This is a genomic window from Kribbella capetownensis (assembly GCF_004331485.1).
GTDB lineage: Bacteria > Actinomycetota > Actinomycetes > Propionibacteriales > Kribbellaceae > Kribbella > Kribbella capetownensis.
The window spans coordinates 459,136-484,749 of the sequence record NZ_SJKD01000003.1; the positions used below are offsets into that span (position 1 = coordinate 459,136).

Annotated in this window: 20 protein-coding genes; 6 read left to right on the forward strand and 14 right to left on the reverse strand. The window is 68.7% G+C overall.

What is annotated here, in order from left to right; translation table 11 throughout:
* Window positions 1–1,221: 1,221 nt before the first annotated feature.
* Window positions 1,222–2,298 carry a recombinase RecA gene (gene recA / locus E0H75_RS16935; RefSeq protein ID WP_131351723.1) on the reverse strand — a complete coding sequence of 359 codons (1,077 nt, stop codon included), beginning with the start codon at window positions 2,296–2,298 and terminating at the stop codon, window positions 1,222–1,224.
* A gap of 250 nt (window positions 2,299–2,548) precedes the next feature.
* Here recA and E0H75_RS16940 point away from each other — a divergent pair, with 250 nt between their 5' ends.
* The 3 genes from E0H75_RS16940 to E0H75_RS16950 all read left to right on the forward strand — a co-directional run bounded on the left by E0H75_RS16940 (window position 2,549) and on the right by E0H75_RS16950 (window position 6,196).
* Window positions 2,549–3,340 carry a hypothetical protein gene (locus E0H75_RS16940; RefSeq protein ID WP_131514500.1) on the forward strand — a complete coding sequence of 264 codons (792 nt, stop codon included), beginning with the start codon at window positions 2,549–2,551 and terminating at the stop codon, window positions 3,338–3,340.
* 68 nt (window positions 3,341–3,408) lie between these two features.
* The gene (locus E0H75_RS16945) at window positions 3,409–3,972 is read left to right on the forward strand and encodes a GrpB family protein (protein WP_131514501.1); all 564 of its coding nucleotides are present in this window, start codon (window positions 3,409–3,411) and stop codon (window positions 3,970–3,972) included.
* Window positions 3,973–4,090: 118 nt separating this feature from the next.
* The gene (locus E0H75_RS16950) at window positions 4,091–6,196 is read left to right on the forward strand and encodes an MMPL family transporter (protein WP_238163070.1); all 2,106 of its coding nucleotides are present in this window, start codon (window positions 4,091–4,093) and stop codon (window positions 6,194–6,196) included.
* Between the two features lie 3 nt (window positions 6,197–6,199).
* On the opposite strand, the gene E0H75_RS16955 is transcribed toward E0H75_RS16950, so the two are convergent.
* Complete coding sequence (locus E0H75_RS16955) at window positions 6,200–6,394, reverse strand: DUF3046 domain-containing protein (protein WP_131514503.1); 195 nt, start codon at window positions 6,392–6,394, stop codon at window positions 6,200–6,202.
* Window positions 6,391–7,530 (reverse strand): LppM family (lipo)protein, encoded by a 1,140-nt coding sequence (locus E0H75_RS16960; protein ID WP_131514504.1) that lies wholly within the window; start codon window positions 7,528–7,530, stop codon window positions 6,391–6,393. Before E0H75_RS16960 ends, E0H75_RS16955 begins: the two co-directional genes overlap by 4 nt.
* Window positions 7,531–7,618: 88 nt before the next feature.
* Here E0H75_RS16960 and E0H75_RS16965 point away from each other — a divergent pair, with 88 nt between their 5' ends.
* The 3 genes from E0H75_RS16965 to E0H75_RS16975 all read left to right on the forward strand — a co-directional run bounded on the left by E0H75_RS16965 (window position 7,619) and on the right by E0H75_RS16975 (window position 13,579).
* Window positions 7,619–12,238: an ATP-dependent helicase gene (locus E0H75_RS16965; RefSeq protein ID WP_131514505.1), complete on the forward strand. Its 4,620-nt coding sequence runs from the start codon at window positions 7,619–7,621 to the stop codon at window positions 12,236–12,238.
* Between the two features lie 3 nt (window positions 12,239–12,241).
* Window positions 12,242–13,048 carry an Fpg/Nei family DNA glycosylase gene (locus E0H75_RS16970; RefSeq protein ID WP_131514506.1) on the forward strand — a complete coding sequence of 269 codons (807 nt, stop codon included), beginning with the start codon at window positions 12,242–12,244 and terminating at the stop codon, window positions 13,046–13,048.
* Window positions 13,049–13,132: 84 nt separating this feature from the next.
* Window positions 13,133–13,579: a DUF4262 domain-containing protein gene (locus E0H75_RS16975; RefSeq protein ID WP_131514507.1), complete on the forward strand. Its 447-nt coding sequence runs from the start codon at window positions 13,133–13,135 to the stop codon at window positions 13,577–13,579.
* Window positions 13,580–13,599: 20 nt separating this feature from the next.
* Here E0H75_RS16975 and E0H75_RS16980 read toward each other — a convergent pair whose 3' ends face one another.
* The 11 genes from E0H75_RS16980 to E0H75_RS17030 form a co-directional block, all read right to left on the reverse strand.
* Window positions 13,600–13,890 carry a helix-turn-helix domain-containing protein gene (locus tag E0H75_RS16980; RefSeq protein WP_131351698.1) on the reverse strand — a complete coding sequence of 97 codons (291 nt, stop codon included), beginning with the start codon at window positions 13,888–13,890 and terminating at the stop codon, window positions 13,600–13,602.
* Window positions 13,891–14,053: 163 nt separating this feature from the next.
* The gene (locus tag E0H75_RS16985) at window positions 14,054–14,605 is read right to left on the reverse strand and encodes a CinA family protein (RefSeq protein ID WP_238163071.1); all 552 of its coding nucleotides are present in this window, start codon (window positions 14,603–14,605) and stop codon (window positions 14,054–14,056) included.
* 53 nt (window positions 14,606–14,658) lie between these two features.
* The gene (pgsA, locus tag E0H75_RS16990; RefSeq protein WP_131514508.1) at window positions 14,659–15,276 is read right to left on the reverse strand and encodes a CDP-diacylglycerol--glycerol-3-phosphate 3-phosphatidyltransferase; all 618 of its coding nucleotides are present in this window, start codon (window positions 15,274–15,276) and stop codon (window positions 14,659–14,661) included.
* A complete protein-coding gene (locus E0H75_RS16995) occupies window positions 15,273–17,009 on the reverse strand; it encodes a MiaB/RimO family radical SAM methylthiotransferase (protein WP_131514509.1) in 1,737 nt (578 codons plus the stop codon). The genes pgsA and E0H75_RS16995 overlap by 4 nt, the downstream gene beginning before the upstream one ends.
* Window positions 17,010–17,129: 120 nt before the next feature.
* Window positions 17,130–17,888: a helix-turn-helix domain-containing protein gene (locus tag E0H75_RS17000; protein WP_131514510.1), complete on the reverse strand. Its 759-nt coding sequence runs from the start codon at window positions 17,886–17,888 to the stop codon at window positions 17,130–17,132.
* A 115-nt stretch (window positions 17,889–18,003) separates the two neighbouring features.
* Window positions 18,004–18,570, reverse strand: a complete 567-nt coding sequence (locus E0H75_RS17005) for a hypothetical protein (protein WP_131514511.1) — start codon at window positions 18,568–18,570, stop codon at window positions 18,004–18,006.
* 1 nt (window position 18,571) lies between these two features.
* On the reverse strand, window positions 18,572–20,995 hold the full coding sequence (locus tag E0H75_RS17010) for an FtsK/SpoIIIE family DNA translocase (protein WP_131514769.1): 2,424 nt from the start codon (window positions 20,993–20,995) through the stop codon (window positions 18,572–18,574).
* A gap of 271 nt (window positions 20,996–21,266) precedes the next feature.
* Entirely contained in the window at window positions 21,267–22,055 is a 789-nt protein-coding gene (locus E0H75_RS17015; RefSeq protein WP_131514512.1) for a DUF4184 family protein, read from the reverse strand.
* A gap of 26 nt (window positions 22,056–22,081) precedes the next feature.
* Window positions 22,082–24,172: a DUF6351 family protein gene (locus E0H75_RS17020; RefSeq protein ID WP_131514513.1), complete on the reverse strand. Its 2,091-nt coding sequence runs from the start codon at window positions 24,170–24,172 to the stop codon at window positions 22,082–22,084.
* 73 nt (window positions 24,173–24,245) lie between these two features.
* On the reverse strand, window positions 24,246–24,770 hold the full coding sequence (locus E0H75_RS17025) for a DinB family protein (RefSeq protein ID WP_131514514.1): 525 nt from the start codon (window positions 24,768–24,770) through the stop codon (window positions 24,246–24,248).
* A gap of 5 nt (window positions 24,771–24,775) precedes the next feature.
* Window positions 24,776–25,492 carry a hypothetical protein gene (locus E0H75_RS17030; protein WP_131514515.1) on the reverse strand — a complete coding sequence of 239 codons (717 nt, stop codon included), beginning with the start codon at window positions 25,490–25,492 and terminating at the stop codon, window positions 24,776–24,778.
* Between the last annotated feature and the right edge of the window lie 122 nt (window positions 25,493–25,614).

Consider the following 25,614-nt stretch of genomic DNA (forward strand, 5'->3'; position numbering starts at 1 on the left):
CTCGACCCCCGCTCCGCCATAGGCCGAGCTGGGCCCCTGTCCAGCGACTCCTCCGCAGGAACCCCGCGACCTCCAGCTACGCCCGCTTCCAACGGATCCTCCAGAGGAACCCTTCGACCCCGAGCACGGCTCGGGTCCGCCGGATCCGCCGCACGAACCGTCCGACCTCGACCTGAGCTCATGTCCGTCGGGTCCACCACAGGAACCGTGCGACCTGGGCTCGCGTCCAGCGGGTCTACCGCAGGAACCGCTCGACCTCGAGCCGGGCTTGCATTCAACCGGTCAGCCGCAGGAAGTGCCGGGTCGGTCGACTGATCAATCGACTCCACCTCTGAGGCAGTTGCCTGCGTGGAACTGCCTACTGACGTGCGTTCGCCTGATGTCTGGACAACAGGTGATCGGTCGCGGGCAGGCTGGCTGGTTGTGGCCGCTGTACCTCGACGCGGCTTGATGACGGCTGAAGCATCAGCAGCAGAATCATCTGAGTCGCCCCATGGATCAACCACAGTCGAGCTCTGATCCCGCACAGGAGTTCGCCGCGGCTGATCGTTGCCTGACGTCCCGTCCGCTACCTCCGGCTGGTCAAATGCAGGATCGCGCTTGGTCGTGTCTCGCGCTGGGCTCAGCTGCGAGGTGTCGGCGGCGAAGGCTCGTGCTTCCGCCTGCCGGTCAGCGCTTCTCGCCTCGGATGCTCGTACGACGGTGTCGTCCAGATCGCCCCACGGGTCGACGCGCTTCGGATCCGCGCCACGTCTCGAGGTGTTCCGGGGCTGGCGGCGCTGACTTGAGGTTCGATTGCTGTCATCCGCCTGTTCCTCGGTGCTACTCGAGGAGGCTTCGGAGTCTGCCCACGGATCGTCGGCGCCGGCGGTTCGCCTGATCCTGCCTGCGCGAGGCCGGGCCGACGTCGGCTCCGACGAGTCGTCGTCCGCGAACGGATCCGACCACGCTTCGGCACGGTTGGTACCAGCGCCGCGGCCCGCACCACGAGCGGCTCGACCTGAACCGCGGTCGGCAGACCGACGACCAGCCCGGGATGCATCACCGGATGGTTCGTTGCGTTCACCGGATCCTGTCGCAGCACCACCGGCTACTGCCGGGCCGCGGGCGAGGAGGTCTCGGGCCAGGGCCAGGCGGTCGGCGTGTGGGAGAGACAGCGCCGCGGGGGCAGCGTCGTCGGCAGCGGACTGCCGAGGATCGCTGCCACCCGCGGTGGGGTGATCAGAAGTCGACATCGACCTCGGCCGTGGCGGCCGCGTCGGCCGGTGCGTCCAGCGTCGGGCCGATGCCCATCTTCTCCTTGATCTTCTTCTCCAGCTCGTTGGCCAGATCGGGGTTGTCGCGCAGGAAGTTCCGCGCGTTCTCCCGGCCCTGACCGAGCTGGTCGCTCTCGTAGGTGAACCAGGCGCCGGCCTTGCGGACGAAGCCCTGATCCACACCGAGGTCAAGCAGGCTGCCCTCGCGGCTGATGCCCTGGCCGTAGATGATGTCGAACTCGGCCTGCTTGAACGGCGGAGCCACCTTGTTCTTCACGACCTTGACGCGGGTCCGGTTACCGACAACGTCGGTGCCGTCCTTCAGCGACTCGATCCGGCGTACGTCCAGCCGCACCGACGCGTAGAACTTCAGCGCCTTACCACCGGTCGTCGTCTCCGGGGAGCCGAACATGACGCCGATCTTCTCGCGCAGCTGGTTGATGAAGATCGCGGTCGTGTTCGTCCCGCTGACAGCACCGGTCATCTTCCGCAGCGCCTGGCTCATCAGCCGGGCCTGCAGACCGACGTGGCTATCACCCATCTCACCCTCGATCTCGGCCCGCGGCACCAGCGCGGCCACCGAGTCGATCACGACGATGTCGATCGCGCCGGAGCGGACCAGCATGTCGGCGATCTCCAGCGCCTGCTCACCGGAGTCGGGCTGCGAGACCAGCAGCGCGTCGGTGTCGACGCCCAGCTTCCGCGCGTACTCCGGGTCGAGGGCGTGCTCGGCGTCGATGAAGGCCGCGATCCCGCCGGCGCGCTGAGCATTGGCGACCGCGTGCAGGGCGACCGTCGTCTTACCGGAGGATTCCGGACCGTAGATCTCCACCACGCGACCGCGCGGCAGACCGCCGATCCCGAGCGCGATGTCGAGTGCGATCGACCCGGTCGGGATGACCTCGATCGGAGGCCTGTTCTGCTCCCCGAGGCGCATCACCGAACCCTTGCCGCACTGCCGCTCGATCTGCGTCAGCGCAGTCGCGAGCGCCTTCTCGCGATCGCTCGCCGCGCGCTCCGCACTCGCCGTTGCACCAGCCATGTGACTGCCACCTGACCCATCTCATAATCGGGGCCGCTTCCCAGCCGCCCGGAGGACTTCTCGTGTCGCCAGAGAAGGTATCCATCACGTCGGACAGTTTTCGCCGCCACTTCGAATCTGTGGACAACTTCGGCCGTCCGGCGCACCTTCAGGCACCAAACTATCCCGAACACCTGTTCGAATCGCAACTGACACGCCGAAGTCTGCCCGGGCAACCACCCTGGACCTGCCACTCCCTACCCTTGCGGGCGTGGCAGACCGTCCCGACGTCCCCGACGCAGCCGTCGTCCTGGCCCTCAGCCGGGTCGAGTTCGGCGTCGACTCCGTGCTCGACGCGCTCCGCACCCAGGATCCGTTCGGCATCCGCAGCATCCTGGTCGAGTACTCCGCGCAGGAGCGACCCAACCTGGCCGAGAAGGCCCTCATCCTGGCCATCGACCGGCTGCTGAAGATGAAGGTGCCCGGTCATACCGAGTGGCCGACGCTCCCGTTGGCCGAGCGTTGCGATTGGTGGGTGGAGCGCCTCGGCGGGTTCGCCGCGATCGTCGCCGGCCTCCCGCGGATCAGCGGCGCCGCCGCGGACCGGCTCCCGATCAAAGACACCCTCGGTGCGGCCGTCCAGGCCATGGTCATCGGTGCGGTCTGCCGCGAGTACGGCGTCGAAGCGCATGCCGACCGTACGGCGGTGATCGCACGCGTACTCACCGACCGGCCCATCACGCCGGACGACGTCCTCGAGTACGACGACCCGACCGCGGCCGGCCAGGACGTCGCCAAGCAGTTGGGGTTCGGGGACGAGTCCGAGGAAGCCGGCCTGCGCAAGGGCGTCCGCCTGGTGTGGCGGATCAGCAAGCTGTTCGGCGGGCTCGGTGACGTGTTCGAGGAGCGCCCCCGCGGCAGCCTCGGAGCCAGATTCGTCGGCAAGGTGCCAATGGTCGGCATGGTCGGTGGGTTCTTCGACGAGCGCTTGGCCATCCGCAAGGCGGCGTACCGGGCTGCGGACCTGCTCACCACCAGCGCGTTCCGCGTCAAGCCAGTCTGAGCCCCGACTCCGAGGACTGGGCACGCCGAGGACTGGGGGCAGCGACGTCGGCCTGGGATGATCTCGGCATGACTGGGATCGTCATCGTGCGTCCGGACGACAGCTGGCCCGCGCAGTACGAGAAGACCGCTCGGGTGGTGAGCGAACTGCTGGGCGAGACCGCACTGCGGATCGACCACATCGGATCGACGTCCGTACCGGGCCTGCCCGCCAAGGACATCATCGACATGCAGGTGACCGTCGGGACGGAGCCAGAGCTCGACGACGTGGTGGAGCGCATGGCGGCCGCGGACTGGGAGGTCCGCTCACCGAAACGCGACCACCCGGTGCCCGGCCTGCCGGCCGACGACCTGCAGTGGGTCAAGCGAGTACTGGTGGAGCCGATGTACCGGCGACGGGTGAACCTGCACATTCGCGTCGCTGGGCGAGCCAACCAGCGCTATGCGCTGCTGTTTCGGGACTACCTCCGCAACCACCCGGACACCGCCCGCGCCTACGGGGAGTTCAAGGTACGCGCGGCTGCCTTGCCCATCGAGTCGACGGCGGAGTACACCGATCTGAAGGACCCGGTCTGCGATCTGATCTACCTGCCAGCCGAGGAATGGGCCGCTCGTACCGGCTGGACTGCCTGAACACAGGGTGAGGGCAGTACTACTCCGGGGTCGTTGACCCTGTCACCGTGCAACCACCAGGCTGGATTCGGGGGGTACGTGGCGTCCCTCCGTAGGGGGCGTGGTCGGGGTGGGCGGAGTGGGTCGGCTAGCGGCGTTGCCGTGCGGCAAGGTGTCGAAGTGGATCGTGCTGGGGCTGTGGATCGTGGCCATGGCCGCGGCGTTCAGCCCGGCCGGCAAGCTGACGGGGGCTCAGGAGAACGACGCCGTCTCGTGGTTGCCGGGCAAGGCTGAGTCCACCGAGGTCCTGAAGGCGACACAGCAGTTCTCGTCGCCGGACGAGATCCCGGCAGTGCTCGTGTACGAGCGATCGTCCGGCATCACCGCGGCCGATCGGCAAGCGGTCACGCAACACCTGGCGCAGTTCGCGCAACTGGAGAACGTCGACCGCGAGGTGGTCGGGCCGATTCCGTCCGAGGACGGCAAGGCACTGCAGGTACTGGTACCGATCAACGCGGGCACCGGAGGCTGGGAGACGATCGGCGCACGCGCGGACGACATCAGACACGTTGCCGCGGACCGGCCGGATGGTCTGTCGTTCCACCTCACCGGACCGGGCGGCTTCGCCGCCGATTCGCAGGAGGCGTTCGCCGGCATCGACGGCAAACTCCTGTACTCCGCAGCGGCTGTGGTGATCATCATCCTGCTGCTGACCTATCGCAGTCCGGTGCTCTGGTTGCTGCCATTGGTGTCGGCAGGTGTCGCACTCTTCGCAGCGCAGGCTGTCGTCTACTACCTCGCCACTAGGGCGGATCTGACGGTCAATGCCCAGAGCGCAGGCATTCTGACCGTTCTGGTGTTCGGTGCTGGGACGGACTATGCCCTGTTGCTGGTCGCTCGCTATCGGGAAGAGCTCCGAAGGCACGAGGACCGGCACGAGGCCATGGCCTTCGCAATGCACCGCGCAGGTCCCGCAATCGTTGCCTCCGGCTCGACTGTGGTGGCAGGCATGCTCTGTCTGCTCTTTGCGTCGATGAACTCGACCCGTGGCCTCGGACCGGTCGCCGCAGTCGGCATCGTCGTCGCACTGCTCGCAATGCTGACTCTGCTACCCGCTCTACTCGTCATCTGCGGACGCTGGGTGTTCTGGCCGCTGCGACCGACGTACGGCTCGGACGACCACACCGAGAACAGTGTGTGGGGTCGTATCGGCCGCCGGATCGCCGTACGTCCGCGGCTGACCTGGATCACCACGTCCGTCGTCCTGGGGATCGCGTCCCTCGGCATCCTCCGCCTGGACCCGACCGGACTGTCCAACGAGGAGTCCTTCGTAGGTACGCCGGACTCCGTTGTCGGCGAGAGGATCCTCGCCACCCACTTCCCGGCCGGCGCGGGCAACCCGCTGGTCGTGGTCAGCAACGAGGCCCAGGCAGAAGAGGTCCGTACGGCGATGGCCTCGACGCAAGGCATCGCGTCGGTGGCGGAACCGCAGGAGGCCGATGGGCTGGCCTATCTCGAGGGCACCATGACGGACGCGGTCGACAGTCAGGCCGCGAAGGACACCGTGGATCGCGTCCGGGACGCCGTGCACGCCATACCGGGTGCCGACGCGCGTGCCGGTGGTGGCGCGGCGATTCTGCTCGACACGCAGCGGGCGGCCGATCAGGACAACAAGGTGATCATCCCGATCGTGCTCGTGGTGGTGTTCCTCATCCTCGCCCTGCTACTGCGGGCGCTGCTCGCACCGGTGTTGCTGGTGGCAACGGTCGTGCTGTCGTTCGGCGCGGCGCTGGGGATCAGCGCGCTGGTGTTCGACGCGCTCGGGTTCGGGGGGGCGGACACGTCGCTGCCGCTGTTCGTCTTCGTCTTCTTGGTTGCCTTGGGCATCGACTACAACATCTTCCTGATGACGCGCGTGCACGAGGAGTCGAAAGTGCACGGCACCCGGCGTGGTGCGCTGATCGGCGTCGCCGCGACCGGAGGGGTGATCACGTCGGCCGGACTGGTGCTGGCGGGGACGTTCGCGGTGCTGGCGACGCTGCCGGTGGTGGCGTTCGCCGAGATCGGCATCGCGGTCGCGCTTGGCGTCCTGCTCGACACCATCGTGGTCCGCTCGGTGCTGGTCACTGCGCTCAACCTCGACATCGGCCGGCACCTGTGGTGGCCGAGCAAGCTGGCGCACAAGCGCGATCCGGAGCCTGCCGACGAGCTGCCCGAACCGGAGCCCGAGCTGACCAGCACCTGACCGTCAGCGCTCGCTGGGTGGCAACTGCAGGTGGGCCCAGACAGCACGCCAGACGGTCTTGGCGTGCTCGCCGTCGGCCAGCGCCTCGACGACCGTCCGTCCGTCGAGGTCGCGAACGACCTGCGTCTCGGCCCAGGTCCGTGCGTACGCGGGACCGAGGTGCTGGTCCATCCGCGCCCAGAACTCCGTCAGTCTCATGCCTGCCCGTCGTCATCCTTCGGTGGCTGTCCCCAACCACCCTGTGAGCCTTCCTGCGGTCCAGGCCGGCCCTGCTGAGGCGGCGGCGCCGGCCGCTGTCCTGCACCAGGCTGTCCCTGACCAGGCTGCCCTGGACCCGGCTGTCCCGGACCAGGCTGATGGCCCTGACCAGGCTGCTGCCCCCAACCGCCCTGCCCCTGCTGCGGCGGCTGTCCTTGCGGACCCCACTGCCCCTGCTGAGGCTGTCCAGGGTACTGCGGCTGCCCAGGCTGCCCCTGGTGCGGCGGCTGCGCCGGCTGTCCCGGGTACTGCCCCGGTTGGCCGCCGTACTGCCCTGGCTGGCCCGGCTGACCTCCGTACTGGCCGCCTGGCGGGTAGCCGCCCTGCCCGTCGTACCCAGGCTGTCCCGGGTACTGCCCCGGTTGGCCGCCGTACTGAGGACCCCACTGCCCCTGCTGCGGCTGGCCCGGATACTGCCCCGGGTACTGCGCGTATGCCTGTTGTCTCCTGCGACCACGCAGCACGAAGAACACCACCGCCGCAGCGGCCAGCAACAGCAGCACAGCGATCACGATGATCAACCAGAGCGGGAAGGTGCTGCCCGCCTCCGACGTCAGCGACACCTTGCCGAGCTTGTCCAGGCTGTCGTACGTCGCTGTCCGGCCGCTGATCGACGCACCGTCGTCGTGCTCGAGGATCCTGCCCGGCATGGTGATCTTGAAGTTCACCGAGGGCTGCGTGCCGGACGGGACCTGACCGAGATCGGAATCCTTCACCGAGACGATGATCCGGTCGCCCTCCTTGCGGAAGCCGACACCCTCACCGGTCGACGTGCCCATCTTCTCGAACGGAACACTGTCGAACTGGCAGGTGGAACCGACGTACTGATCGTCCTCGAACGGCTTGCAGCTGACGCCGTCGGTGGTCAGCTCCTTGATGGCGTCCTCGACCCGGCCGCGGATCTTCTCCAGCGACTGGCCGCTGGACTCCACCAGTTGCTTGTCGACGCCCATCTCCATCGTGCCCGAGACCGTCTCGTTCGAGCTGACCTTGAGGTCGGCGTCGAGCTTCACGCATCCGGTCAGCGCGACCAGGCACGCCACGACGACAAGCGCTGCACGTACGCGGTTGATCATGCCCACGATCATTCCAGACGGTGCGGACAGTGCCCTCGGTCCGCGGCGATCCGGGCGGGCGTGAAAACTGTCGGCGGTACCCGGCAAGATGGTCGACGTGACGAAAACCAGCGCGTTGAGCCGGTTCTCGCCCGCGACCCGGGCGTGGTTCGGCGACGTCTTCGAAGCGGCCACCCCGGCCCAGCTCGAGGCGTGGGACGCCATCACTGCGGGCCGGGATGCGCTGGTGGTCGCTCCGACGGGTTCAGGCAAGACCCTGGCCGCCTTCCTGTGGGCTCTGGATCGCCTGGCCACGACTCCCCCGCCGGATGACCCCAAGCTGCGCTGCCGGGTGCTCTACGTCTCACCGCTGAAGGCCCTCGCGGTCGACGTCGAGCGGAACCTGCGCGCCCCGCTGATCGGGATCCGGGAGACGGCACGACGGCTCGGTGAGGCACCGCTCGAGATCGAGGTCGCGGTGCGCTCCGGAGACACGCCGGCCGGTGAGCGACGCCGCTTCGCCACCCGGCCGTCCGACGTACTGATCACCACGCCCGAGTCGCTCTTCCTGTTGCTGACGTCGCAGGGACGCGAGTCGCTGCGGGGCGTCGAGACAGTCATCATCGACGAGGTGCACGCGGTCGCTGGGACGAAGCGCGGCGCACACCTGGCGCTCACACTGGAGCGGCTGGACTCACTACTGCCCCAACCTGCGCAGCGCATCGGCCTCTCGGCGACCGTGCGACCGGTCGATGAGGTGGCGCGCTTCCTCGGCGGCGAGCGGCCGGTGACCGTGGTCCAGCCGAAGTTCGCCAAGCAGTGGGACCTGAGCGTGGTCGTGCCGGTCGAGGACATGGCCGAGCTGGCCACCACCGAGCTCGAGACCTCGGGATCGGCTGCCGGTCCGCCGCAGCACGCGTCCATCTGGCCGCATGTCGAGGAGCAGGTCTTCGACCTGATCGCGCAGCACAACTCCACGATCGTCTTCGCCAACTCACGCCGCCTGGCTGAGCGACTCACCGCCAGGCTGAACGAGATCGCCGCCGAGCGAGCCGAGCTGGAGCTTGCCGAAGCCGGTTCGCCGGCGCAGGTGATGGCTCAGTCCGGTGCCTCGCTCGCCGCTCCGCCGCTGGTCGCGCGGGCGCACCACGGTTCGGTCAGCAAGGAGCAGCGGCAGCTGATCGAGGCTGATCTGAAGTCGGGGCGGCTGCCGTGTGTGGTCGCGACGAGCAGTCTCGAGCTCGGCATCGACATGGGCGCGGTCGATCTGGTGGTCCAGGTCGAGGCGCCGCCGTCGGTGGCCAGCGGGTTGCAGCGGGTCGGCCGTGCCGGTCACCAGGTGGGTGCGGTGTCGCGCGGAGTGCTGTTCCCCAAGTTTCGCGGCGACCTGATCGACACGGCTGTCGTCGTGCAGCGGATGCGGGACGGGCTGATCGAGAGCCTGCACATCCCGGCCAATCCGCTCGACGTACTGGCGCAGCAGATCGTCTCGATCGTCGCGCTGGACACGATCGACGCCGACGAGCTCTTTGCCTTGGTACGACGCTGCGCCCCGTTCGCGACGCTGCCACGATCGGCGTACGACGGGGTGCTCGACATGTTGTCGGGCCGGTACCCGTCGGACGAGTTCGCCGAGCTGCGACCGCGGATCGTGTTCGACCGGGTCAGTGGCGAGATCTCCGGACGACCCGGTGCGCAGCGGCTCGCGGTGACCAGCGGTGGGACGATCCCCGATCGCGGGTTGTTCGGTGTCTTCCTGGTCGGCGAGTCGACCAACCATCGCGTCGGCGAGCTCGACGAAGAGATGGTGTACGAGTCGCGGGTGGGCGACGTGTTCACCCTCGGCGCATCGAGCTGGCGGATCGAGGACATCACGCACGACCGCGTGCTGGTCTCGCCCGCGCCCGGACAGCCGGGGCGGTTGCCGTTCTGGAAGGGTGACGCGGTCGGCCGTCCGGCCGAGTTGGGTGAGGCGACCGGTGCGTTCATCCGGAAGATGGCCTCCCTCCCGGCGGCCAAGGCAGTCGAGCGCGCGCGAGCGGCCGGCCTGGACGAGTACGCGGCGAACAACCTGGTGTCGTACCTCGCCGAGCAGCGGGACGCGACGAGCCGGGTGCCCGATGACGTGACCGTGGTCGTCGAGCGGTTCCGCGACGAGCTCGGCGACTGGCGAGTCTGCGTGCATTCGCCGTACGGCGGTCAGGTGCACGGACCGTGGGCGCTGGCGATCGCGGCGAGACTGCGCGAGCGATACGGCATGGATGCCCAGTCGGTGTCGGGAGACGACGGGATCGTGCTGCGGCTGCCGGAGACGGATGAGGCGCCGCCGGGTGCGGAGCTCGTGCTGTTCGACCCGGCGGAGATCGAGGATCTGGTCACCGGGGAGGTTGGCGGTTCGGCGCTGTTCTCGGCGCGGTTCCGGGAGTGCGCTGCGCGGGCGTTGCTGCTGCCCCGGCGGAATCCTGGCCGACGTTCGCCGCTGTGGCAGCAGCGGCAGCGGTCTGCGCAGCTGCTGAGTGTGGCGAGTAAGTACGGCTCGTTCCCGATCGTGCTGGAGACGCTGCGCGAGGTGCTGCAGGACGTGTACGACCTGCCGGCGCTGAAGGAGTTGCTGACGGGGATCAGCGAGCGGCGGATCTCGGTGGTCGAGGTGGAGACGTCCGAGGCCTCGCCGTTCGCGAAGTCGTTGCTGTTCGGCTATGTGGGCGCCTTCATGTACGAGGGCGACACGCCGCTCGCGGAGAAGCGTGCAGCCGCGCTCGCGCTGGATCAGAGCCTGCTGGCGGAGCTCCTCGGGCGGACCGAGCTGCGTGAGTTGCTCGACGCCGAGGTAGTTCTGCGGACCGAGGCCGAGCTGCAGCGGCTCGCCGAGGAGCGCCGTGCCCGCGATGGCGAAGGTCTGTTCGACGTACTGCGGATGGTCGGTCCGCTCTCGGTGTCTGAGGCGTCGCAGCGGTGTGTGGATGGTGCTGATGCGGAGTCTTGGCTGACCGAGTTGGCGGCCGCTCGCCGGGTGGTGCGAGTCCGGATCGCCGGCGAGCACCGGTGGGCCGTGGTCGAGGACGTCGCACGTTTGCGCGACGCGCTCGGCGTGCCACTGCCACCGGGGGTTGCTGAGGCGCATGCCGAGCCGGTCGCCGATCCGCTCGGGGATCTGGTGTCGCGGTACGCGCGGACGCACGGGCCGTTCCGGGCCATCGATCTTGCGACGCATCTGGGCATCGGCGTCGCCGTGGTTACCGATGCGTTGCGTCGGTTGGGTGCCGCGGGGCGCGTCGTCGAGGGCGAGTTCCTGCCCGGTGGCATCGCGCTGGAGTGGTGCGACAGCGAGGTGCTGCGTTTGCTCCGGCGCAGGTCGCTGGCGGCGTTGCGCAAGGAGGTCGAACCGGTCGATCCCTCCGCACTCGCGCGCTTCCTGCCTGCTTGGCAGGGCATCACCAGTAGCCGCGGGCGAGGGTACGACGTACTCCTTGGAGCGGTCGAGCAGTTGGCGGGATGCGCTGTGCCGGCGTCGGCGCTCGAGTCGATCGTGCTGCCGTCGCGGGTGCCTGGGTATCAGCCGTCGATGCTGGATGAACTGACGGCGACTGGTGAGGTCGTGTGGGCGGGTTCGGGTTCGCTGCCGGGGACCGACGGGTGGGTGTCGTTGCATCTCGCGGACAACTGCGACCTGACGCTGCCCGATCCGGATCCGGCGTTCGAGCCCGGTGAGACGCATCAGGCCGTGCTGGACGCGTTGTCGGGCGGCGGTGCGTTCTTCTTCCGCCAGTTGAGTGATGTCGTCGGCGCAGCGTCGGGTGTGGTGGACGACCAGACGCTGGTCGGCGTGTTGTGGGATCTCGTCTGGGCCGGACATCTGACCAACGACACACTCGCGCCGGTCCGATCGCTGGTCGGCGGAGGTCGCGGTAGTCATCGGACCCGTCGTACGACGCCTCGTGCTCGGCCGGGTCGTCCGATCCGGCCTGGCCGCCCAGCCATGCCGGCGCGCAGTGGCCCTCCGACCGCTGGTGGGCGGTGGTCGCTGCTGCCGGAGCGGAACGAGGACGCGACCCGGCGCGCGCATGCTGCCGCTGAGACGCTGCTCGATCGGTACGGGATCGTCACGCGGGGATCGGTGATCACCGAGCGGACGCCGGGCGGGTTCGCGGCGGTCTACAAAGTGCTGAGCGCGTTCGAGGAGTCCGGTCGGTGCCGTCGTGGGTACTTCGTGGCCGGTCTCGGTGCGGCGCAGTTCGCGCTGCCCGGTGCGGTCGACAGGCTGCGGGCGATGGCCGAGCTGCCTGGCACGGCGGGGAGCGCCGACATCCGTCCGGTGCGAGTTGGTGCGGGACGCAATCGTCGAGATGAGGAGTTGTCGGCGCGGGCCGTCGTACTGGCGGCCTCGGACCCGGCGAACCCTTATGGCGCGGCGCTGCCGTGGCCGGAGCGCGAGAGTGCGAGCGGGCATCGACCCGGGCGGAAGGCCGGAGCGTTGGTCGTAATGGTGGACGGGCAGCTCATCGTGTACGTCGAGCGCGGCGGGCGGACGGTGCTGAGCTTCGCCGAAGACCCCGATCTGCTGCAGCCGGCCGTTGACGCGCTCGCGCTGTCGATCCGCGACGGCCAACTCGGGAAGCTGAGCGTGGAGACAGCCGACGGCGAGCAGGTCCGGCATACCGCGTTCGGTGATGCCTTGGCCAAGGCAGGCTTCCATGCGACGCCGCGGGGCCTGCGGCTACGGGCCTGAGCCATGCCTGAGGGAGACACCGTCTGGCGAGCCTGCAAGAGGCTGCATCAGGCGCTGAGCGGCCAGGAGTTGACGGCGACGGACTTCCGCGTGCCCACGCTGGCGACGACCGACCTCTGCGGCCGGACCATGCTCGAGGTCATTGCACGCGGCAAGCACCTGCTCATGCGCGTCTCCGGCGGAGTGACAGTGCACAGCCACCTACGGATGGACGGGAGCTGGCATCTGTACCGGCCGGGCGAGCGTTGGCACGGCGGGCCGGACCACCAGATCCGTGCGGTGCTGGAGACCGCGGCGTGGAAGGCCGTCGGCTACCGCCTGCCGGTGCTCGAACTGGTGGCGACCGACGCCGAAGACACCGTGGTCGGCCACCTTGGGCCGGATCTGCTGTCTCCTTCGTTCGACCGCGACCAAGCGATCGCGAACCTGGAGGCCGACCCCGCGCGGACCATCAGCGAGGCGCTCCTGGACCAGCGGAACCTCGCCGGGATCGGGAACTTCTACCGCAGCGAGGTCTGCTTCCTGCTCGGTCTCGACCCGTGGAGACCAGTCGCGGACGTCGACATCCCGGCTGCCGTCGACCTCAGCCGACGGCTGATGAAAGCCAACCTGCGCAACGGCGCCCAGGTGAGTACCGGCATCGACCGGCCAGGCCAGCGGTCTTGGGTGCACGAGCGGGCCGGCAAACAGTGCAGGCGCTGCGGCACGACGATTCGGACGGCGTCGATCGGCGAACCGACCCGCGAGCGGGTCAGCTACTGGTGTCCGGTGTGCCAGCCCGGCGCGCCGGCCGTGGAGCCCTCGAACTGACCTGTGGACAACCCCGGCGACAGGCCGGAACACGGATATCTTCTCCGGCGTATCGAACATCTGTTCGAACGAGAGGAGAAGGTGATGTGCGACCGGTGCGGTGGTTTGACCGACGAGCAGTACTCGCGGCAACTGGTCCAGAACATCCAGACCTACGGCTGGACGATGCAGTATGTCGACGGCGACGGCGACCGCAATCCCGGGTTCGGCTACTCGCTCGGGCTCAGCCTGCACGATCATCCCGAGATCATCGTGTTCGACAGCGATCCACGCTGGGCCTATCTGGGTGTGAAGCCGCTCGCCTGGGCGGTGATGGCTGGCGCGGTGTTCGACGAGGGTGACGACCTGTCGGAGTACTTCCCGCCGCCGGAGCAGGCCGAGTTGCTGCGGTTCCCGGACTCGGCGACGCATCTGTTCACCGCGAACAGCATGTTCAGGGAACGTGGCGCAGACCCGATACCGGCTTTGCAGCTGATCTGGCCGACCAGGACCGGCCTGATCCAGCCGGTCGCTCCCGGACGGAGCGTGTGATGAGGTGCCTGAGCGTGGTGTCAGGCGGCGGAGGCAACGACCTCGGGCTCGATGGCCGGATGCGTCAGGACCAGGGCCTCTTCGCGGGCCAGATCCTCACTCACCTCGGCGAACACGGTCGACAGCGGGACCTCGAGAGCCATGCAGATCGCCGCGAGCAACTCGCTGGAGGCTTCTTTCTGGCCGCGCTCAACCTCGGACAGGTAGCCGAGACTGACGCGAGCATCGGCGGATACCTCGCGGAGAGTGCGCCCCTGGCGCAGCCGCTTACGCCGCAGTACGTCGCCCAGCAGGCCACGAACCAGCACCATGAGCTTTCTCCCTTCCGCCTGTCCGGTCGTCTCTACCCGCACGGTAGCCCGACCGTAGGAACCAACGGTACCCGTTGCTGGGTCACTACTCCTCGCAATGTCCAGCTTCGGTGCGCCGTGCCAGTCTGCCCTACCTGTCTCCATGCTGGTCTCAACACACCGATCAGTCGAGATCTTCCGGCACAAGATCGATCGCGAGTTCCAGAACTGCCTGCACGCTCCGCCTGCGGACCGTTGCCCGGTCACCGCTCAACGCAAGCTTCCGCACCTGAATCGTGCCCGGTCCGGCCACCGCGACGTACACCGTCCCCGCCTCGATGCCTCCCTGCGGGTCGGGCCCGGCTACACCGGTCGTCGCCAGCCCGTAGGTGGCGTCCAGACGCTCTCGTACGCCGTTGGCCAGGGCTTCGGCCGTGTCCGGGTGAACTGGCCCCACAGCCGCCAGCAGGTCCTCGGGCACGCCGGCCAGCTGGGCCTTCAGGTCGGTGGCATAGACGACCAGACCGCCCCGGTAGACGGCCGACACGCCGGGTACGTCGGTCAGCACTGCGCCGACCAGTCCGCCCGTCAACGATTCAGCAGTGGCCAGAGTCTCGCCGCGGTCCTTCAGCCGCGCGACCAGCCGCCGGACTGCCTCTCCCAGCTCGTCGTCCGCTCCCCCACCAACTACGACGCCGTCCGACACTGCACCCTCCATCCGCTCGACACCAGTCACCTATCCAGCCACCGTGCACCCGAGACGCCGATCCGGCCGACGATCGCAGGGGGTCATGGGAGGGGGCGCTTGGCCGCGGCTCGCAGGCGGAGGGCCCGCCCTACGTAGTCGATGCCGGTGACGATCGTCACGATGACGGCTGCGGCCATCACCACTACAGCGGTCCAGTGGACGACCGCCACCGACTGCCATGGAAGGAGGTAGAGGCCGAGAGCGATCGCCTGGAGGACGGTCTTCAGCTTGCCGCCCCGACTGGCGGGCATCACACCATGCCGGATCACCCAGAAGCGGAGCGCCGTGACACCCCATTCGCGGACCAGGACGACCACGGTGACCCACCATGGGAGCTCGCCGAGGATGGACAGGCCGATGAAGGCCGCTCCGGTGAGCGCCTTGTCCGCGATCGGGTCGGCGATCTTGCCGAAGTTCGTGACCAGGTTCCACCGGCGGGCGATGTCGCCGTCGAAGCGGTCGGTGACGATCGCCACCACGAACGCGGCGGTGGCGAGCAACCGGTTGCCGTCTTCGGTGCCGCCGTCGCGAAGCAGCAGCCAGACGAAAAGCGGGACCAGCACGAGCCGCAACACCGTCAGCGCGTTCGGCACGTTCCACGCGCTGGGCGCGTGAAGGTGGCCGGCTGCGCGCGGCGCCGGGTTCGGCGGGTTGGTCACGCGGTCAGGTTAACTGCCGGACGGCTGTCCTGGGGGCTCACGAGTGCCGCAAACTCCGCGATCAGGTCCACACCGTCCGTCCCGACCACCTTCGCCGAGACCATGTCCCCGACCTTCACCCCGTCCGGAAGGCCGATCACCGTCGTCGAACCGTCCACCTCGGGGCCTTGATGAGCCGCCCGTCCCTCACCCGACCGTCCGTCTGCTGGGCCGGTTTCGGCGTCGACGTCGGCGTCGGTGTCAGCCGCGGCTGCGGTGGCGGCTGCGGTGGCGGTGGCGGTGGCGGTGGCGGTGGTTGCTTCGGTGGCGGTGGCGGCTTCGGTGGATGGGTCGGTGGTTGGGTCGACGGACTCGAGGAGGACCTCGAGGAGTTCGCCGACGCGGGACTCGGCGCGGGCGGAGGTGAGATCCTCGGCGAGACGGGTCACTCGGTCGAGGCGGGCGGCGATGGTGTCCTCGTCGAGCTTGCCGTCGTACGTCTCGGCCTCGGTGCCGTCCTCGTCGGAGTAGCCGAAGACGCCGATCGCGTCGAGGCCGGCCCGGGAGAGGAAGTCGCAGAGGATATCGACGTCCTCCTCCGTCTCGCCCGGGAAGCCCACGATCACGTTGCTGCGGATGCCTGCCGTCGGCGCCGTGGCGCGGACCTGGGCGATCAGGTCCAGGAAGCGTTCGGCGTCACCGAAGCGGCGCATGCGGCGCAGGAGCGGGCCGGAGGCGTGCTGGAAGGAGAGGTCGAAGTACGGGACGACGCCAGGGGTCGACGTCATCGCGGTGATGAGCGTCGGGCGCATCTCAGCGGGCTGGAGGTAGGAGACGCGGACGCGGGCGATACCCGGGACGTCCGCGATCTCGCTGACCAGGGTCTCGAGCAGACGAAGGTCGCCGAGGTCCTTGCCGTACGACGTGGAGTTCTCGGAGACCAGGAACAGTTCGCGTACGCCGTTGTCCGCGAGCCACTGGGCCTCGCCGAGGACCTCGGTGGGACGGCGGGAGACGAAGGCGCCGCGGAACATCGGGATCGCGCAGAACGCACAGCGCCGGTCGCACCCGGACGCCAGCTTCAGCGGAGCCATCGGTCCACCGTCCAGCCGACGACGCACAACCCGCGGCCCACTCGCCGGCGCCGACGCGAGGTCGGGCGCGTCGATCGTCAACTCCTCGGGCGCAGTCGTGACGAAGCGCCCCTTGAGAGGTTGAGGTCCTTCGTCAGACTCCACCGACTCGGTGGACCGCACGGGCTTGAGCTCGGCTGGGATGTGGTCTCCGTGGCCGGGGATGGCTACGCCAGTGGTGGCGGCGCGGGCGGAGGGGGCCAGCGGAAGAAGCTTGCGACGGTCGCGCGGGACGTGGGGCTGGTGCTTGGTGCCGGAGAGGATGGAGCGGAGGCGATCAGAGATGTCCGCGTAGTCGTCGAAGCTCAGGACCGCGTCGGTCTCGGGAAGCGCGTCGGCGAGTTGTTCGCCGTACCGCTCGGCGAGGCAGCCGACCGCGACGACTGCCTGGGTGCGGCCGGAGTCCTTGTAGTCGGCCGCGGCCAGCAGGGTGTCGACCGAGTCCTTCTTGGCGGCCTCGACGAAGCCACAGGTGTTCACCACCACGGTGTCCGCATCGGCGGCGTCCTCGACGAGCCGGAAGCCGCCGGCTTCGAGACGGCCGGCGAGTTCCTCGGAGTCGACATCGTTGCGGGCACAGCCCAGCGTGACCAGGGCGACGGTGGTGGGAGGCGTAGTCATCCCCACGAGTATGACTCGCCGCGCAGTCCCCCACCTAACCAGCCGTCACCTTCCGTACCGCCCGCGCACCCCACCGCACGCACCAGTTCTACCGGGCGGAACAGGCGGACCGCCGTGGCGTCAGGAGGACTTCACGATCGTGCCGTCGGGTTTGACGGTGAAGCGGTAGAGGGTGGTTCGCAGGCGGTCGCCGTTCAGACTCATGACCAGGTTGGCGGGCGCGCCGATGGAGACGCGGACGATGCCCTTGTTCGTGATGGTCTGGGTCACGCCGGGACCGACCATGCCCTGGAAGAGACGCTTGCCCTTGCTGTTCCGCAAGGTGACGTACGAGCCATCGCCCTTCGCGGTCAGCACCAGCTTCACGTGAGTGGGGGCCGGCGGTCTCGGTGGCGGCTTGGGGGTGGCCTTCGACGTCGCCGTGGGAGTCGGCTTCGGCGCCACCGGCGTGGTCACGGCCGGAGTGGTGCTCGCGGTCTTCGATGCGTTGGCCTCGATGTCGCTGGGCAGCGTGAAGAGTCGGACCATGCCCCAGCCCATCAGGCCGACCAGGATCGCGCCGACCACGACGGCCCAGCGCGGGCGGGCCGGATGGAGCGAGGGCCGCTTGACCACGGCACGTTCCTCGCGGCGGGACTTCTCCTCCTCGACGGCATGTTCGGCGTCGAAGGTCGCGAGCAGCGGCGCGGGGTCGGCCTTGACCACGCGGGCGATCGAGCGGATGTGCCCGCGGGCATAGAAGGTTCCACCACAGCGAGAGAAGTCGTCGGCCTCCATGGCGACGAGCAGCCCGGTTCTGATCCGGGTAGCGGCACTCAGCTGCTCGATCGTCATGTCGGCCCGTACGCGGGCCGCCGTGAGCTCGCTGCCGATGCTCACGTCCCCACCGTCCTCTCCATCGCCCGACTGGTTGCTCGGGCCGTCGTCGTCTCGCCGACGGCTAGGACCCTCGACATCAAGTCAACGGCCTTGGTGCGACGGGGTCACGCCAGACTCAGAGTTGTTCCCTGACCGGACACCTGGCGTCCGCCAGCATGTGCAGTGCCTGTACGACTTCCCCGTTCGACGGGCGTGCCGTCAACCCGAACGGTATCGCGAGTGAGGAGCCGGTCAACCGCCGATTCGCATCAGTTGTCTTGCGACTCGAACTCGGCATCGCGCCGAGGATCGGCCCAGGATCCTGTAAATGAACGGCAATCCGGCCGTCGTCGAGCGGATGGCGGCGCTTCAGCACCGTCACCTGGTCGATGTCCTCCCACCGGGTCCCGATCCATTCGTTGCCGATTCGCAACCGGATACCCACATCGTCGGCGACCAGCATGTCCCCGACCGTCAACGCCCGCGCACAGATCACGGCGAGTACGGCGAACGCCGCGGCCGCGATCCAGCGCAGTACGCCGGTCGGACTGGTGGAGGCCGACGCGGCGAAGCCCACCGCGACCAGGGCCGCGCCGAGTGCCAGTCCTCCATGCACTTTCTGGGAGGAACGGATGGTGAACGGCACCGGCTTGGGATCCACGTCGAAGCGATCGGTCCGGGGCTGCGCACTAGCGGCGGTCACGTCACTCTCCTCGCAGGGTCGCGATGAAGTCCTCTAGATCGTCCGGCTTGACCAGTACGTCGCGCGCCTTGGAACCCTCGCTCGGACCCACGACTCCGCGGCTTTCCAGGATGTCCATCAGGCGACCCGCCTTGGCGAAGCCGACGCGCAGCTTACGCTGCAGCATCGACGTGGAGCCGAACTGCGTCGACACGATCAGCTCGGCCGCCTGCACGACCAGGTCGAGGTCGTCGCCGATCTCGTCGTCGAGGTCCTTGCTCGGCCCGGCCACGGCGGTGACGTCCTCGCGGTACGTCGGCTCGAGCTGGGTCTTGCAGTGCTCGACCACGCCGCGGATCTCGGACTCGGTCACCCAGGCGCCCTGGATACGCATCGGCTTGCTCGCGCCCATCGGCAGGAACAGGCCGTCACCCTGGCCGACCAGCTTCTCCGCACCCGGCTGGTCCAGGATGACTCGGCTGTCGGCCAGCGACGAGGTCGCGAACGCCAGCCGGGACGGGACGTTCGCCTTGATCAGACCGGTCACCACGTCCACCGACGGCCGCTGGGTCGCGAGCACCAGGTGGATGCCTGCCGCACGGGCCAGCTGGGTGATCCGGACGATCGAGTCCTCGACGTCGCGCGGCGCGACCATCATCAGGTCGGCCAGCTCGTCGACGATGACGAGCAGATAGGGGTACGGCGTCAGCACCCGCTCGCTGCCGGGCGGCGGCTTCACCTTGCCGCCACGGACCGCCTTGTTGAAGTCGTCGACGTGCCGGAACCCGAACGCGGCCAGGTCGTCGTACCGCATGTCCATCTCGCGGACGACCCACTGCAGCGCCTCGGCCGCCTTCTTCGCGTTGGTGATGATCGGCGTGATCAGGTGCGGGATGCCCTCGTAGTTGTTCAGCTCGACCCGCTTGGGGTCGACCAGGATCATCCGCACCTCGTCCGGGGTGGCCCGCATCAGGACCGAGGTGATGAGCGAGTTCACGAACGACGACTTACCCGAGCCGGTAGCACCCGCGACCAACAGGTGCGGCATCTTCGCCATGTTCGCGACGACGAAGCCGCCCTCGACGTCCTTGCCCAGGCCGGCCACCATCGGGTGGTGGTCGTTGCGGGCGGTCGCCGACCGGATCACGTCGCCGAGGCTGACGATCTCCTTGTCGGTGTTCGGGATCTCGATGCCGATCGCGGACTTGCCCGGGATCGGCGAGAGGATGCGGACGTCGGCCGAGGCGACCGCATAAGCGATGTTCTTCGACAGCGCGGTGACCTTCTCGACCTTCACCGCCGAGCCGAGCTCGACCTCGTAGCGGGTGACTGTCGGGCCACGGGTGTAGCCGGTGACCTGCGCGTCGATGCCGAACTGGTCGAACACCTCGGTCAGCCGGTCGACGACCTGGTCGGACGCCTTGGTCCGCGCCTTGTGCACCGAGCCCGGCTTGAGCATCTGGCCGTCGGGCAGCGTGTACGTGATGTCGCCGGACAGGCTGAGTTGCTCCACGCGCTGCGGCAGCGGAGTATGTGGCGGCGGCTCGGGCGGCCCGTCCGAAGACTTGCTCGCGGCAACCACCGGCCCGGCCGCGGCAGCAGCGGCGGCCGCATCCGCGTCGACGTCGTACGCGTCCTCGTCCGGCGCAGGCGTCGCCTTCGCCTTGCGGCCGCGCTTGGAGATCTCCCGGCCCTCGAGCACGGGCGAGTCGTACGGCTTGACCGTCGGCTCCCCGTCCTCCTCGTCCGCAGCGGCCTTGGCCCGGCGCTCCTTGCGGGTCAGCCGCACGGTGTCGTCGGTCGGTGCCGCGGCGACGGACGGAGCGTCCTCGGGCAGCGCCGTACGTCCCATCAGTACGTCGAACGCCGCGCGGACGCGCAGCGGGATCGCGTAGACCGGAGTCGCGGTGATCACCAGCGCACCGAAGATCGCCAGCAGGACCAGCAGCGGCGCGGCGACGTACTGCGTGAGCAGGTCCGAGAGCAGTGAGGAGACGACGTACCCGATCGCGCCGCCAGCGTCCTGCAGCGGGGCGTCGGCGGGGTTGCCCGGACGGGGCAGGCCGTTGGCGATGTGGATCAGGCCGAGTACTCCGAGCGAGACCGCGGTCCAGCCGATCACCTGACGCCCGGCCGGACCGTTGCGGTCCGGGTGACGCAGCGTGCGGACCGCCACGAAGAGCAACAGCAACGGCACGGCCCAGCCGAGCATGCCGACGCTGCCGCCGACGACGGTCCGGATGCCATGGCCGACTGCGCCCGGGAGGTCCCACCAGATGGCGGCGGCCACCACGACCGCCAGGCCGATCAGGAACATGCCGGCGCCGTCGCGGCGGTGCTCGGGATCGAGGTCACGGGCGCCGTGGCCGATGCCGCGGACCATGCTGCCGAGCAGGTGCGCGATGCCGATCCAGATCTTCACGACACCGCGGCCGAGAGCGATCATGGCGGCCGCGAACGGGCCCGCTCCGCCGTTTTTGGGCGTACTGGTCCGCGCGGCGGAGGATCCACCGCGCTTCGCGCTCTGCCCACGTTTCTGGGCGCCTGACGGACGGGAGCGTCCACCAGCAGCCGAACGAACCGTACTCGGCCGTTTGGCTGCCGACTTCTGCGCCCGCGCCGGGGAAGACGTGCGGGTCGCCATATCTAGCAGGCTACCCCGATTACCTCTCGAGTCCCACGTGTCACACGCCGATCACGCTGCCCCATCCGTAGCGTCACAGCGCGGCCACACGGCCGCGGAGCCGGAAGAGGTGCCACAGGACGACGTACCAGGCGAGCGCCGCCAGGCATCCCGACGCGACACCCGTCAGCACCGACCGGGCGGCGGTCTCGCCGACGAGGTCCGTCCTGCTCAACTGGACGACAGCTCCGGCCAGACCGATGAGCACCATCGCAGCCAGTACGACGTACCGCACCCAAGACGGGACGTGGTCATCCCCCGCGACCGACTGCGGATCAACCCGCCGGTACCAGCGGTAGAGCCAGACGGCGAGGATCAGGCAACCGCCGACGGTGCTCACGGACTGCAGCATGCGGTTGACGTCCCACGCACCAGTCACCTGCGCCGTGAAGAACGAGTGATACCGGCGGACGAAGTAGCCGTCGTAGTGGGTGAACGAGTCCCAGAGGACGTGCGTGAGAGCCCCGATTACCGCCGACACAACCGTCCACAGCAGGACAGCCGTCGAGGGCACCCGCAAGGAGGGGGTGGGCAGGCGAGCAGCCAGACCGGCCGGGGCCAGGGCCAGCAGCGGGCGCTCAACCACCACCGTGAAGGCGACCAACAAGATCAGAGCCAGGAGAGGGTCCAGCCACAGCGCGGACGAGAGCTTGTGCGTGAGGGTCAGCGTGAAGTTGCCGTTGATCCCTTGGGTGGCGAAGCGGTAGATCGGGTCGAGGTACAGCAGGTCGGGCGCCACCGCCCCTGCCACCAGGGCCGACGCCACCAGCGGACGTCGGACCAGGGGCAGGATGGCTGCGGGATGCGCGAGCGTGAACGGCACGTCCCGCAGCCTAGGAAGACCAGAGGTCAGAAGGTGGGCCAGCTTCCAGCCAGCGGCTGCTGGCCGACGCCGGGTGCCTTCCAGTTGCAGACACCGTTGGGGAATGCCTGCCGCAGCGACTCCCACTGGGCTTTGGTGAACGGCACCTTGTAGTCCGATGGTTTCAGCGGCTGGAGCCGGCACTTGATGATGTCGTTGGCAACGGATGCGCCGGCCACCTGCCGCGGCGACGGCCACACCGGATACAAGGTGTTGCACCGGGTCGTCCCGATGCCGTTGACCTGCGTCTCGACGATCTTCTCGCCCTCCGGGCTCCAACAACCCTCAGCCAGCGACGTCGGCTTGTTGCGCAGCAGCCGCGCGTGCGATGAGCCGGGCCGGGTGTCGGCGTCCGCGGCGTCCATCCAGTGGTCCAGCGCCGTCAGCGCGTCGGCCAGCACCGGGTTCGTCGTACTGAATCCGCCCGGAGCGTCACCTGCCTGCACCAGCATCACCTCGTTGGCGGCGTCCCCGTTCGCCTTGCGCAGCCGCTCGCGGAGCGAGAACGAGTGGAAGATCAGGTGGATGTCGCCGTTCGGCAGCTCGTCCCAGTACTGCCGGTAGTCGATGATCGGCGTACTCGCCAATCCCCCACCACCGTTGATCAGCTGCCCGGTCCGGTACGCCGTACTGATCGCGGACGGATCCGCAACGGTCCGGGCGGGGACGAAGTTCGCGTCAGTGTCGAAGCCGCCGACCGTCCGGTTCAGATCGAGGAATTGGTCCGCGGTGATCTTGCCGGAGTTGAGCGCGTCCAGGCCGTACTGGATGCCGACGTTGTCCAGCGGACGCCGCGCCGCGCCGGTCACGGGATCCTTGCCCCAGACGTTGACCTGATGGTCGTAGACGTCGCACCGCGCGCCGCCGGGATTGGTCACCGGGTCGTACCGCTGCTCCACCGGAAGTTGCCCAGGGCAATAGACTCGCGGATCGATGCGGCGGCCGGCGCCGGCCAGGTTGGCGATCGTGCCGACCTTGCCGAAGCCCGCCGCGGCCTGCTTCTGCTCGTCGGTCCAGCCCGGCGCGGACTGGAAGTAGTGGTCGAGCAGCAACGCGTCCGTGATCGTGTGCAGGGTCGCGAACCCGACCTCGGGGAACACGCAGGACGCGACGATGCCATCCAGCAAACCCGGGTAGTCGTCGGCGATCTGGAACACCTGGTACGACCCACCGGAGCAGCCCCAGCCGACAGTCTGCCGCGGTACGCCGATCGTCTCGACGATGTGCTCCCGCGTCATCGACATCGTCTCGGCCGCAAGTACGCCGTTGCAGTTGACACCGAACACGTTCAGGCTCGACGACGCGACGGCATACCCGCGACCGAGCATCAGGTCGTCGTTGATGCCGCCGGTGCCGCTGCCCTGCTGGTACCAGCCACCCGGGCAGCCGCCGCCGAAGGTGTAGATCAGCCGGCCGTTCCAGCCGGTCGGCGCGTGCCGCACGTCCGGCTCGCCTGCCGCTGGGTCGTGGAGTACGGCGTACTCGTAGATGGATCGGTTGATCACGCCCGTCTCGACGCGGACGATGTACGGCACGGTCCGGCCGTCCGAGGTGGTCGTGACCGCCAGGTCCGCGGGCTGATCAGCGGGCAGCACCTTCAGCGAACGGTCGATCGTCGAGCGGTACAGGTAGTCGACGCGGGTCGGCACCGAGCAGTTCGCATCCGTCGGCGGTCCGAGCCTGACCTTGGCAAGCGTGGTGAAGTCGGCCGTCCCACAGATGTACGGCGTCTCGTGCGGACCCGCGAGCATCGGACCGGTGCGCGGGTGGTTCGTGACCACCAGCCGCTCGCGGTCGGCCGTGATGGTGTTGCGGCCATCGACGAGACCGTCGACCAGGCCGGTCAGGTGATCACCGGTCCGGGCGAAGGCGTCGGTGACGTCGCGCCCATCCAGCCGGACGGTGAGGCGGTCGAGGTGCGGGCCGTAGACACCGACCAGCACGTTGCCGTCGCTGACCATGTCAGGTCGTGGCGACGAGAGCACCTCCAGCCGGATCCCCGCGGCGTGCGCGGGCACCGCGAGCAGGCTGGAGAGTACGGCGATCAGGAGCAGAACGAGGGCGGTCGGTCGCTTCATGCGACGAGTCGATCACAGCGCGATGCAGACCGGAAGGGTCAAGGCAATCGATTTCCAGATTCGAGTGGACCACTCACGCGCCGGTGGTGCCGTCCAGTTGCTCACGGACGAGGTCGGCGTGACCGCAGTGCCGGGCGTACTCCCCGATCAGATGGATGTAGATCATCCGCAGCGTCGACTCGGTGCCACCGAAGGTGAAGCGATCGTCGAGCGACCGCCCGGCGGCCGCGTCGTCGGACAGCTTCCACTCCGCGATCAGACCGTCGTACGCCGCCTGCGCCTCGGCCGGATCGATCAACTCGAAGTCGGCGTCCTTGCCCAGTTCGGGAGCGAACAGCGGCTCGGCCGGCGCGTCGCCGGCGAAGTGGATTCGGAACCAGATGCGCTCGACCTTGGTCAGGTGCCGGATCAGTCCGAGCAGTGAGAGGTTAGACGGCGGCGACGGGCGCTCAGCAAGTTGCGCCGCGGTCAGACCGGCGCACTTGAGCAGCAGCGTGGTGCGGTAGAAGTTCAAATACCCCTGCAGCAGCTCGCGTTCCGGTGCGGTCAGCGACCCGTCGGGCCGGTCTACGTCAGGCGCTGTCCACTCCGTCGTCATGGCGCCTATCCAACACCAGCCTCCAGGAAGCGCAGCCCCTGCTTTATCCACTCGCGCGGATTGGTGTCGAGCCGCTCCGCCCAGGCGGGCTCGGACTCGCCGCGCAGCCAGGCGTACCGCGCGAGTGCGTACCCGTACATGGCCTCGGTCAGGTAGCCGAGCTTGGAGGTCCCGTAGTGGGTGTGGGTCCGGTAGAACTCGAAGGACGCGTTCGCGCTGAAGATCCCGAAGCCGACGAAGACGGTGAACAGGTCGGTCAGCGGTTCGCCGTCGCGCCGGTCCGGATCGATCCGTTCCTCACCGAGAAGCCGCTCGTGGCCGAGCTCGTGCACCATGGTCGCGACCAGAGCCACCGGCCGTTGCGCCTGCTTCATATCCACCGTCACCACGGTGGCGCCGCCACGCTGACGCCAGTGCCCCGCCGCCCCGGACGACTCGGAGTTCAGACCCACATGCGCGACGAGCTCGTCCGGCTCATCCGGCTCGAGGTCCAGCCGGACCCGGTCCGCCGGCACCTGCACGTGATCGCACAGCTTCCGGAACACCGCCCGTACGTCGTCCTCCGAGCCGGTGTAGCCGGCCGGGAACCACGACTCCTCGGGAACCACCACCGGCCGGCGCAGGAGCTCGTCACCGAACTCCGCGACGAACCAGTCGAGGTTCTCCTCGATCCAGAGTTGCTCCACGCTCCGGACCGGGCAGCTGGCCTTCTTCCACCACATCCGCCACCACCTCCCGCCCGGTCGGACGCAACAGCCGCACGAATGGTTGCGGTCCGGACCGGAGTCTCAACATGCGTTCGGCAGTCTCACATCACGAGATTAGGGCTGGCGTCGATCCTGGC

What these genes read in the sequence shown, in the direction of transcription:
- E0H75_RS16960 (WP_131514504.1), bottom strand. Translation starts at nt 7,530, where the DNA reads ATGATCAACCGCGTACGTGCAGCGCTTGTCGTCGTGGCGTGCCTGGTC.
- recA (WP_131351723.1), bottom strand. Translation starts at nt 2,298, where the DNA reads ATGGCTGGTGCAACGGCGAGTGCGGAGCGCGCGGCGAGCGATCGCGAG.
- E0H75_RS16970 (WP_131514506.1), top strand. Translation starts at nt 12,242, where the DNA reads ATGCCTGAGGGAGACACCGTCTGGCGAGCCTGCAAGAGGCTGCATCAG.
- E0H75_RS17025 (WP_131514514.1), bottom strand. Translation starts at nt 24,770, where the DNA reads ATGACGACGGAGTGGACAGCGCCTGACGTAGACCGGCCCGACGGGTCG.
- E0H75_RS16995 (WP_131514509.1), bottom strand. Translation starts at nt 17,009, where the DNA reads ATGACTACGCCTCCCACCACCGTCGCCCTGGTCACGCTGGGCTGTGCC.
- E0H75_RS16955 (WP_131514503.1), bottom strand. Translation starts at nt 6,394, where the DNA reads ATGAGACTGACGGAGTTCTGGGCGCGGATGGACCAGCACCTCGGTCCC.
- E0H75_RS17010 (WP_131514769.1), bottom strand. Translation starts at nt 20,995, where the DNA reads ATGATCGCTCTCGGCCGCGGTGTCGTGAAGATCTGGATCGGCATCGCG.
- E0H75_RS17030 (WP_131514515.1), bottom strand. Translation starts at nt 25,492, where the DNA reads ATGTGGTGGAAGAAGGCCAGCTGCCCGGTCCGGAGCGTGGAGCAACTC.
- E0H75_RS16945 (WP_131514501.1), top strand. Translation starts at nt 3,409, where the DNA reads ATGACTGGGATCGTCATCGTGCGTCCGGACGACAGCTGGCCCGCGCAG.
- E0H75_RS16980 (WP_131351698.1), bottom strand. Translation starts at nt 13,890, where the DNA reads ATGGTGCTGGTTCGTGGCCTGCTGGGCGACGTACTGCGGCGTAAGCGG.
- E0H75_RS16975 (WP_131514507.1), top strand. Translation starts at nt 13,133, where the DNA reads ATGTGCGACCGGTGCGGTGGTTTGACCGACGAGCAGTACTCGCGGCAA.
- E0H75_RS17020 (WP_131514513.1), bottom strand. Translation starts at nt 24,172, where the DNA reads ATGAAGCGACCGACCGCCCTCGTTCTGCTCCTGATCGCCGTACTCTCC.
- E0H75_RS16965 (WP_131514505.1), top strand. Translation starts at nt 7,619, where the DNA reads ATGGTCGACGTGACGAAAACCAGCGCGTTGAGCCGGTTCTCGCCCGCG.